Source organism: Idiomarina sp. ST20R2A10 (genome assembly GCF_051842345.1).
Classification (GTDB): Bacteria; Pseudomonadota; Gammaproteobacteria; order Enterobacterales; family Alteromonadaceae; genus Idiomarina; species Idiomarina loihiensis.
In genome coordinates this window covers 88,863-96,652 of record NZ_JBNIEY010000009.1, presented here as the reverse complement: position 1 = coordinate 96,652, position 7,790 = coordinate 88,863, and the positions used below count along the sequence as shown (strand labels likewise).

The following is a 7,790-nucleotide window of genomic DNA, read 5'->3' as shown; positions in this document are numbered from 1 at the left end:
TCCCCAGTAGCTCAGTTGGTTAGAGCGGTGGACTGTTAATCCATGTGTCGTTGGTTCGAATCCAACCTGGGGAGCCAAACAACATCCAACCTATTCAATTCCCCAGTAGCTCAGTTGGTTAGAGCGGTGGACTGTTAATCCATGTGTCGTTGGTTCGAATCCAACCTGGGGAGCCACATTTAGAGAGAACCGCCTATACGGCGGTTTTTTCGTTTCTGGACCACAGCCCTGCACTCAGTTCAGCAACAGGCTGCTGAGCGCCTTTAGATATCCACTGCGCTAATTCATCTGCAACATTAGGCCAATATAACCGTTGCGGATTACGTTGGGTTAACCAACTATCAATTGATACGCTGTCGATTCGCTTAAGGACATGCGCTAACCCCTGCTCCTGCAGTATCTGCGCATTCCATTTTTGCTCAAACTGACCGGTTAAAGGCTTTACTGCAAGCGCTTTGCCCTGACTCAGCGCCTCGCAACTGGTTTCAAACCCCGCGTTAGACAAAATAGCCGAGGCCTTATTGAAGTGAGCGGCAAACTCCGCTCTCGAAGGTGGATAGCACTCAATATGACCCAGAGACTCGCGCTTAGCCAAGGGATGAAAAAAAGAAAACTCGTAGTTATCCAGAGGCTGCAATTGTTCAATTACATGCCGAGGGTCTTCAAAAGGTAAATACACAACCACACGCTGCATTAAGCCACCACAGTTATTTTCTTCATGCCTGACCACGGGGGGAATAGCATTTCCGGTTGAAAGCCAGTGCATACCGACAGGCTCTGAACAGGGCGCAAATGAAGATATCAGCTTTTTCTGCCACCAGGACAAGCGCCTGAACAATTCGGGCTCCTGAAACGCATACTGACGACCTAAACCAATACAACGCACTCCGGCTTTCTTAGCCGCCCAGGCAGTTACAGGTTCATAATCTGTGATCACTAAATCGTAATCTTTTACCGGTAGTTTTTTTACATCCTGCCAAAATTGACTCCAGTCATTGTTCAGTAACGTCTTACGTCTTCTTAACCGACCTTTTTCAGTGACAAAAGACAGACCCTGCTGCCACTGATAATCGCCGAAAACGTCCATATCGAATAAACCGGCAACATCACGCCCCGATATCAGGTAATCAATATCAACATTATATTTTGCAAGGGACTTTGCCATGGTGTGACAGCGACTCAGGTGACCATTACCCGTGCCCTGTATACCATAAAGAATTTTCATATAACGAACTCCGATACGACAATAGCCAGCGAAGCGCCGGCAACAATATCGCTGGGATAATGGACGCCAACCACAACTCGGGAGGCACCAATAGCAGCAGCCCAGCCAAAACAAACTAAGCCAAGATTTGGGTAATACTGATAGGTTACTGTAGAAAACAGAACCGCAGCTGCGGTATGGCCAGAGGGAAAACTGAATTTATCACTGGCGACAACCAAAGCGGCAAAGGATAAATTTAACTCACTGGGTCGCTGGCGCCGAAAACTGTTTTTCATTATCCAGTAAACCGGTAGCTCAAAAGCAAAGGCAAGTAACAGGTGGGCAAAATAGTCGTCGCCGGATTCGTCCAGAAGCCAGGCCATTAATGCAATAACCAGGTAACCGTAACCGTCACCACTGCGCGACGTCAGCAGTGCAATCTGTCCGGGCAAATCCTTAGCCCGCAAACCAGAAAATAAACAATAGCAATAGCGATCAAAACGTTGTAAATAACTGATGAGTACCATGTGGTTTAGAACCCATTTTGGCTTCAGTTGTAGCTACCTTGCCAAGCCTTTATGACACTAAATGAGCAGTTTCGTGAAGAAAGTATGACAATGCACAAATTTTCTCCAAAACACATGCCCTCTGTCTGTTGTTTATGGCGGCCAAAACACCGATAATATGCGGTCTTTGTTAAACACAGTATCCGGAAAGGTAAATGACCGATTACTTACTGCTACTGATAGGCACCGTGCTGGTTAATAACTTTGTACTGGTGAAGTTCCTGGGGTTGTGCCCCTTTATGGGCGTTTCCGGCAAGCTGGACACGGCAATAGGCATGTCAGCAGCGACCACCTTTGTGTTGACTCTGGCCTCGGTCTGTAGCTACCTAGTTAACCAATACCTGCTTGAGCCGCTCGACTTAATGTCGCTGCAAACGCTCAGCTTTATCCTGGTTATTGCAGTGGTCGTACAATTTACAGAAATGGTGGTACACAAAACCAGCCCAACGCTGTATCGGTTACTGGGTATTTTCCTGCCACTTATTACCACCAACTGCGCTGTATTAGGTGTGGCTTTACTTAACGTCAACGAACAACACAACTTTGTGCAGTCTATTGTTTATGGCTTAGGAGCCGCTATTGGTTTCTCGCTGGTGCTTATTTTATTCTCAGCTCTGCGTGAGCGCTTAGCTGCCGCCGACGTGCCGGTAGCGTTTAAAGGTTCAGCTATTGCGATGATAACCGCAGGGCTTATGTCTCTTGCCTTTATGGGCTTTAGCGGATTGGTGAGCAGTTAATGAGTTTATTCGGAGCAGTTATCGCGCTGGGTATATTAGCGCTGATATTCGGAGTGATTCTTGGCTTTGCCGCGGTTAAGTTCCGCGTCGAGAGCGATCCTATTGTCGACCAGATTGATGAAATTCTGCCACAAACGCAATGTGGCCAATGCGGTTACCCCGGTTGCCGCCCCTACGCGCAAGCCATCGCCGACGGCGACGACATTAACAAATGCCCGCCGGGCGGCGAAGCGACCATAAAACAGTTAGCCGATTTAATGGGCGTAGAAGCCAAGCCGCTGGATGATGCTCATGGCGAAGAAGACGTAAAAAAAGTCGCGGTTATCCGCGAAGACGAATGCATTGGTTGTACTAAGTGTATTCAAGCCTGTCCGGTCGATGCCATTTTAGGTGCAGCAAAACAAATGCACACGGTTATCGAACATGAATGTACCGGCTGCGACCTTTGTGTTGAACCTTGCCCGGTCGACTGCATCGACATGGTAAAAGTAAAAGCAAAACCCGAAACCTGGCAATGGGATTTGGATACCGTGAAAGAAAACATAAAAGCCAATAGCATTCCGGTTAAGGTGGTGGAATGAGTGACGCGCAGGCAAACAAACATGACTTTAACGCCAATGTGATAGGTCACTTCCCTGGCGGTGTTCATCCTCCTGAGCGCAAGCAGCCGGCCAGCAACCAACCCATTCGCAAGCTTACATTACCGCACGAGCTAATTTTGCCCGTACGCCAGCACATTGGCCCTTCTGGTAAGGTTTTGGTTAAGGTCGGCGAGCGCGTCGATAAAGGTCAGCGTTTAACTGAAGCCGGTTTAAGCCAGGGGTTACCCCTGCACGCTCCAACATCCGGTACCATTGCCGCCATTGAAGAGCGCCCTACGGCACATGCATCGGGCTTGCCGGAACAGGCTATTGTCATTCACCCGGACGGCGAAGACCGCTGGGGCAATAAGCACGCACTGCCAGATTATCATGACGTTGAAATTTCGCGCTTACTGGAACTGATTCAGGAAGCTGGTATTGCTGGTTTAGGTGGTGCAGGTTTTCCTACCGCTCAAAAGCTGGCACAACAAAAGCCTCTGAAACACCTTATTATAAACGGGGTTGAGTGCGAACCTTACATTGCCGCAGACGATCGCTTAATGCAGGAACACGCCGATGACATTATTGCTGGCATTCGCATTTTACAGTACATCACCCGTTGCGACTCGGTTCTGCTAGCTATTGAAGATAATAAGCCTGAGGCCATAAAGGCCATGGCAGAAGCCATTGACGACAACCCGCAAATACAGCTTAAGGTAGTGCCCACCAAATACCCTTCGGGTGGGGAAAAACAACTGATTGAACTGCTTACCGGGCATCAGGTACCGAGTGGCAAGTTGCCGATGGATATCGGTTTATTGATGCAAAACGTCGGCACAGCTTATGCCGTTAAACGGGCAATTATCCATGGTGAACCATTATTAGAGCGCGTGGTTACCCTGACCGGCGAGTCTCTGCAACAACGGGGCAACGTGTGGGCCTTATTAGGAACGCCAATTCAACACTTGCTGGATGAATCAGGTTTTACCCCGGAGAAAAAGCAACGCATTATTATGGGCGGGCCAATGATGGGCTTCACCCTGCCCATTACAGAAGTGCCGGTCATAAAAACCACTAACTGTGTTCTGGCACCTACGGAGAAGGAACTTCCTTCTCCCGGACCTGAACTGGCCTGTATTCGATGCGGCGCCTGTGCCGATGCCTGCCCGGCAACATTACAGCCGCAGCAGTTGCAATGGTTGGCCAAAGCCAAAGACTACGAGTCACTGGAAAAACACAACTTGTTCGACTGCATTGAATGCGGTGCCTGCGCTTATGTCTGCCCCAGCGAAATACCACTAGTGCACTACTACCGTAAGGCCAAAGCCGAAGTGCGTAATATTGCCCGGGAAAAAGCTAAGGCGGAACAAGCCCGTAAACGTTTCGAAGCAAGGCAGGAACGGCTGGAGCGTGAAAAAGAAGAACGCTTAGAGCGTCACAGAAAAGCCGCCGAAGAGCGCAAGAAAATGCAGCAGGAAATGCAACAAGAAGCGCAGCAGAAAAACAGCGACGAACCGGGAAGTAAAGCGGAAGAAGGCACTGAGAAACCAGCCGGTAAATCAGCTGCGGTTGCAGCCGCTATTGCCCGCGCTAAAGCTAAAAAGGCCGCTCAGGCTGCTAAAGAAAACCCGGAAGAAAGCAACTCAGCCAAAGGAAGTGAGTCATGAGTTTCAGAATTGCATCGTCACCCCATGGGCATAACCAGCGCAACACCAGCGAGATGATGCGCTGGGTTTGTTATGCACTGGTTCCCGGCGTACTGTTGCACAGCTACTTTTTTGGTTCCGGTATCTGGTTTCAAATTCTTCTGGCCGTGGTTACTGCAATTGCCGCCGAAATGGCCTGCACCGTAGCCCGGGAGCGTCCGGCATTTTCAGCCTTGCGCGACAATACTGCCATAGTTACCGCCGTTTTACTGGCAATTAGCATTCCGTCATTAGCGCCCTGGTGGATCATCGTTATAGGGACGTTATTCGCCATTGTCGTGGTCAAACATGTTTATGGTGGCATGGGGCAAAACTTATTTAACCCGGCCATGGCTGGTTATGTGCTTCTGCTGGTGTCATTCCCGGTACAAATGACCAACTGGTTACCGGTTTCAGCTATTAGTGAGCACTCGCTTAACTTATGGCAAACGCTGCACACCATATTGTTTGAGTACACGCCAGCAGGCTATAGCGTTGAGCAGCTGCGCTCAGGTATCGATGGCGTCACCATGGCAACTCCTCTCGACAGTATAAAAACCGGACTGACTCAGGGTTATACACTGACTGAAATTTATCAGCGCCCAGAATTCAGTTACTTTGCCGGTGCCGGCTGGCAGTGGATAAACCTGGGCTTTTTCGTCGGTGGGTTACTCTTAATTCAGCAACGTATTATCAGCTGGCACATTCCACTCGGCTTTCTTGGTGGTCTTTGTATACCCGCATTTATCGCGCATATATTTGCCCCGGATCTGATGCCCGGACCAATCGTTCACGCCTTAAGCGGAGCAACAATGTTAGGTGCCTTCTTTATTGCCACCGACCCGGTATCAGCGGCTACCTCGAATCGTGGACGGGTTATATTTGGCTTGCTTATTGGCTTCATAATTTTTGTTATTCGCAGTTGGGGCGGCTATCCCGATGCGGTCGCCTTTGCAGTGTTACTTGCCAATATGTGCGTACCGCTTATAGACCGTTACACGCGGCCTGTTGTTTACGGACACGGAGACTGAAATGACGTTGAACAGTATGCAAAAAAACGGTTTATTGTTGGCGGCATTCGCAGTTGTTGCCACGTCTCTGGTTATTGGTGTGCAGGTGCTGACCGAAGACAAAATTGCCATGCAGCAGCAACAGCAGGTATTGCGCACCTTGAACCAGCTGATACCACCGACCATGCACGACAACGACTTGTATCAGTCCTGTCGTTTACTGGAGAACCCGGCGTTAGGCAGCAGCAAGCCGCAACCCTTATATCGTGCATGGGTTAACGAAGAGCCAACCGCGCTGGCAGCCGAAGTTATTGCACCCGACGGCTACTCCGGTGCCATTCGTTTATTAGTGGCCATTAAACCCGGCGGTGAAGTCCTGGGCGTAAGAACTCTGCGCCATCAGGAAACTCCCGGCTTGGGCGACAAAATTGAAGTTGAAAAAAGCGACTGGATAAAAAGCTTCGCTGAGAAGCAAGTTCGCGGCGCAGACGATGACCGCTGGGCGGTGCAACGCGACGGCGGTATGTTTGACCAGTTTACCGGCGCCACCATAACACCCCGCGCTGTGGTTTCGGCAGTAAAACGTGCGACTTTAGAACTTCAGCAACAGGCCGACGTTTTATTTAATGCCGACTTACCTCACTGTCAGGAGGTTCAGGAATGAATGAATACAAACATTTAACCAAGCAAGGCTTATGGGACAACAACCCAGCACTGGTGCAGCTGTTAGGTTTATGCCCTCTATTGGCGGTTACCGCTTCGGTAACCAATGCTCTGGGTCTTGGACTGGCCACCTTATTTGTTCTGGTCGGTTCTAACGTTACCGTGTCTCTGGTACGCGACTTTGTGCCATCGGAAATTCGTATTCCGGTCTTTGTTATGGTTATCGCCACTTTTGTCACCATTATTCAATTACTGATGAACGCCTACGTCTTTCAGCTGTACCAGTCGCTGGGTATTTTCATTCCGCTTATTGTCACCAACTGCGCCATTATTGGCCGCGCCGAAGCTTACGCCTCGAAAAACCCATGGCAACGCGCCGCCTTCGACGGATTGGCAATGGGCGCAGGCTTTGCCTTAGTACTGGTAGTGCTGGGCGCAATGCGCGAAATTATCGGTAACGGCACGCTGTTTAATGGCGCCGAACTCTTGTTAGGTGACTGGGCTGCACAGTTGCGCATTGAGCTATTCACGGTGAATTACCCATTATTACTGGCGATACTGCCACCCGGAGCCTTTATCGGTATGGGCTTTATTATTGCGTTGAAAAACAAAATAGATGCAGTACGCAGCGCCCGCGCTGAAAAGAAAACCGTAACCCGTGCACGGGTTACTGCCTGAAAAATATAACAACAAATGACTTATTATGAATAAAACCAAGCGTTACGAAATTTTAAGCCGACTACGGGACAACAACCCCAATCCAACCACAGAACTGGAATATGACTCACCTTTTCAGTTACTGATTGCGGTCTTGTTATCCGCTCAGGCTACCGACGTTGGGGTTAATAAAGCCACTCGTAAACTCTTTCCCGCAGCGCCTACCGCAGAAACAATGCTGGCTCTGGGTGTGGATGGCATAAAAGAATACATAAAAACCATCGGCCTATTTAATTCCAAAGCCGAAAACGCTTACAAAACCTGCAAAATTCTGGTTGAAGAATATGGCGGCGAAGTACCGGAAGACAGAGCTGCACTGGAAGCCCTGCCCGGCGTCGGTCGTAAAACCGCAAACGTGGTCTTAAACACGGCGTTCGGCTGGCCGACGATTGCCGTAGACACGCACATATTCCGCGTGTCTAACCGCACCAAATTAGCACCGGGGAAAAACGTCAAAGAAGTAGAAGAAAAGCTGATAAAAGTGGTGCCGGCTGAATTTAAGGTCGATGTGCACCACTGGTTAATTTTGCACGGACGTTATACCTGCATAGCCCGCAAGCCACGTTGTGGTTCCTGCGTTATTGAAGACTTGTGCGAGTTTAAAGAAAAAACCAGCGATTGAGCTTA

Annotated in this window: 9 protein-coding genes and 2 tRNA genes; 9 read left to right on the top strand and 2 right to left on the bottom strand. The window is 49.5% G+C overall.

Annotation, left to right across the window (positions count from 1 at the left end; translation table 11 throughout):
- Positions 1-77, top strand: a tRNA-Asn gene (locus tag ACP7H9_RS12045).
- 22 nt (positions 78-99) lie between these two features.
- A tRNA-Asn gene (locus ACP7H9_RS12040) sits at positions 100-176 on the top strand.
- A gap of 17 nt (positions 177-193) precedes the next feature.
- Here ACP7H9_RS12040 and ACP7H9_RS12035 read toward each other — a convergent pair.
- Both ACP7H9_RS12035 and ACP7H9_RS12030 read right to left on the bottom strand, forming a co-directional pair.
- The gene (locus ACP7H9_RS12035) at positions 194-1,225 is read right to left on the bottom strand and encodes a glycosyltransferase family protein (RefSeq protein ID WP_034821878.1); all 1,032 of its coding nucleotides are present in this window, start codon (positions 1,223-1,225) and stop codon (positions 194-196) included.
- The gene (locus ACP7H9_RS12030; protein WP_011235026.1) at positions 1,222-1,731 is read right to left on the bottom strand and encodes a phosphatase PAP2 family protein; all 510 of its coding nucleotides are present in this window, start codon (positions 1,729-1,731) and stop codon (positions 1,222-1,224) included. The genes ACP7H9_RS12035 and ACP7H9_RS12030 overlap by 4 nt, the downstream gene beginning before the upstream one ends.
- A 194-nt stretch (positions 1,732-1,925) precedes the next feature.
- Between ACP7H9_RS12030 and rsxA the strand changes: the two genes are divergently transcribed.
- Genes rsxA through nth form a run of 7 tightly spaced genes read left to right on the top strand, consistent with a single transcriptional unit; the run spans position 1,926 to position 7,785 of the window.
- The gene (gene rsxA, locus ACP7H9_RS12025) at positions 1,926-2,507 is read left to right on the top strand and encodes an electron transport complex subunit RsxA (protein ID WP_034821882.1); all 582 of its coding nucleotides are present in this window, start codon (positions 1,926-1,928) and stop codon (positions 2,505-2,507) included.
- Positions 2,507-3,088 carry an electron transport complex subunit RsxB gene (rsxB, locus tag ACP7H9_RS12020; protein ID WP_034821885.1) on the top strand — a complete coding sequence of 194 codons (582 nt, stop codon included), beginning with the start codon at positions 2,507-2,509 and terminating at the stop codon, positions 3,086-3,088. Before rsxA ends, rsxB begins: the two co-directional genes overlap by 1 nt.
- The gene (gene rsxC / locus ACP7H9_RS12015; RefSeq protein ID WP_439222816.1) at positions 3,085-4,755 is read left to right on the top strand and encodes an electron transport complex subunit RsxC; all 1,671 of its coding nucleotides are present in this window, start codon (positions 3,085-3,087) and stop codon (positions 4,753-4,755) included. The genes rsxB and rsxC overlap by 4 nt, the downstream gene beginning before the upstream one ends.
- Entirely contained in the window at positions 4,752-5,804 is a 1,053-nt protein-coding gene (rsxD, locus tag ACP7H9_RS12010) for an electron transport complex subunit RsxD (protein WP_439222815.1), read from the top strand. The genes rsxC and rsxD overlap by 4 nt, the downstream gene beginning before the upstream one ends.
- A 1-nt stretch (position 5,805) precedes the next feature.
- Positions 5,806-6,447, top strand: a complete 642-nt coding sequence (gene rsxG / locus ACP7H9_RS12005) for an electron transport complex subunit RsxG (RefSeq protein WP_011235031.1) — start codon at positions 5,806-5,808, stop codon at positions 6,445-6,447.
- Positions 6,444-7,124, top strand: coding sequence for an electron transport complex subunit E (locus ACP7H9_RS12000; RefSeq protein ID WP_110013896.1), 681 nt, complete (start codon positions 6,444-6,446; stop codon positions 7,122-7,124). Before rsxG ends, ACP7H9_RS12000 begins: the two co-directional genes overlap by 4 nt.
- A gap of 25 nt (positions 7,125-7,149) precedes the next feature.
- Positions 7,150-7,785, top strand: a complete 636-nt coding sequence (gene nth / locus ACP7H9_RS11995) for an endonuclease III (RefSeq protein ID WP_153849967.1) — start codon at positions 7,150-7,152, stop codon at positions 7,783-7,785.
- Positions 7,786-7,790 lie beyond the last annotated feature (5 nt).

What these genes read in the sequence shown, in the direction of transcription:
- ACP7H9_RS12035 (WP_034821878.1), bottom strand. Translation starts at nt 1,225, where the DNA reads ATGAAAATTCTTTATGGTATACAGGGCACGGGTAATGGTCACCTGAGT.
- ACP7H9_RS12030 (WP_011235026.1), bottom strand. Translation starts at nt 1,731, where the DNA reads ATGGTACTCATCAGTTATTTACAACGTTTTGATCGCTATTGCTATTGT.
- rsxA (WP_034821882.1), top strand. Translation starts at nt 1,926, where the DNA reads ATGACCGATTACTTACTGCTACTGATAGGCACCGTGCTGGTTAATAAC.
- rsxB (WP_034821885.1), top strand. Translation starts at nt 2,507, where the DNA reads ATGAGTTTATTCGGAGCAGTTATCGCGCTGGGTATATTAGCGCTGATA.
- rsxC (WP_439222816.1), top strand. Translation starts at nt 3,085, where the DNA reads ATGAGTGACGCGCAGGCAAACAAACATGACTTTAACGCCAATGTGATA.
- rsxD (WP_439222815.1), top strand. Translation starts at nt 4,752, where the DNA reads ATGAGTTTCAGAATTGCATCGTCACCCCATGGGCATAACCAGCGCAAC.
- rsxG (WP_011235031.1), top strand. Translation starts at nt 5,806, where the DNA reads ATGACGTTGAACAGTATGCAAAAAAACGGTTTATTGTTGGCGGCATTC.
- ACP7H9_RS12000 (WP_110013896.1), top strand. Translation starts at nt 6,444, where the DNA reads ATGAATGAATACAAACATTTAACCAAGCAAGGCTTATGGGACAACAAC.
- nth (WP_153849967.1), top strand. Translation starts at nt 7,150, where the DNA reads ATGAATAAAACCAAGCGTTACGAAATTTTAAGCCGACTACGGGACAAC.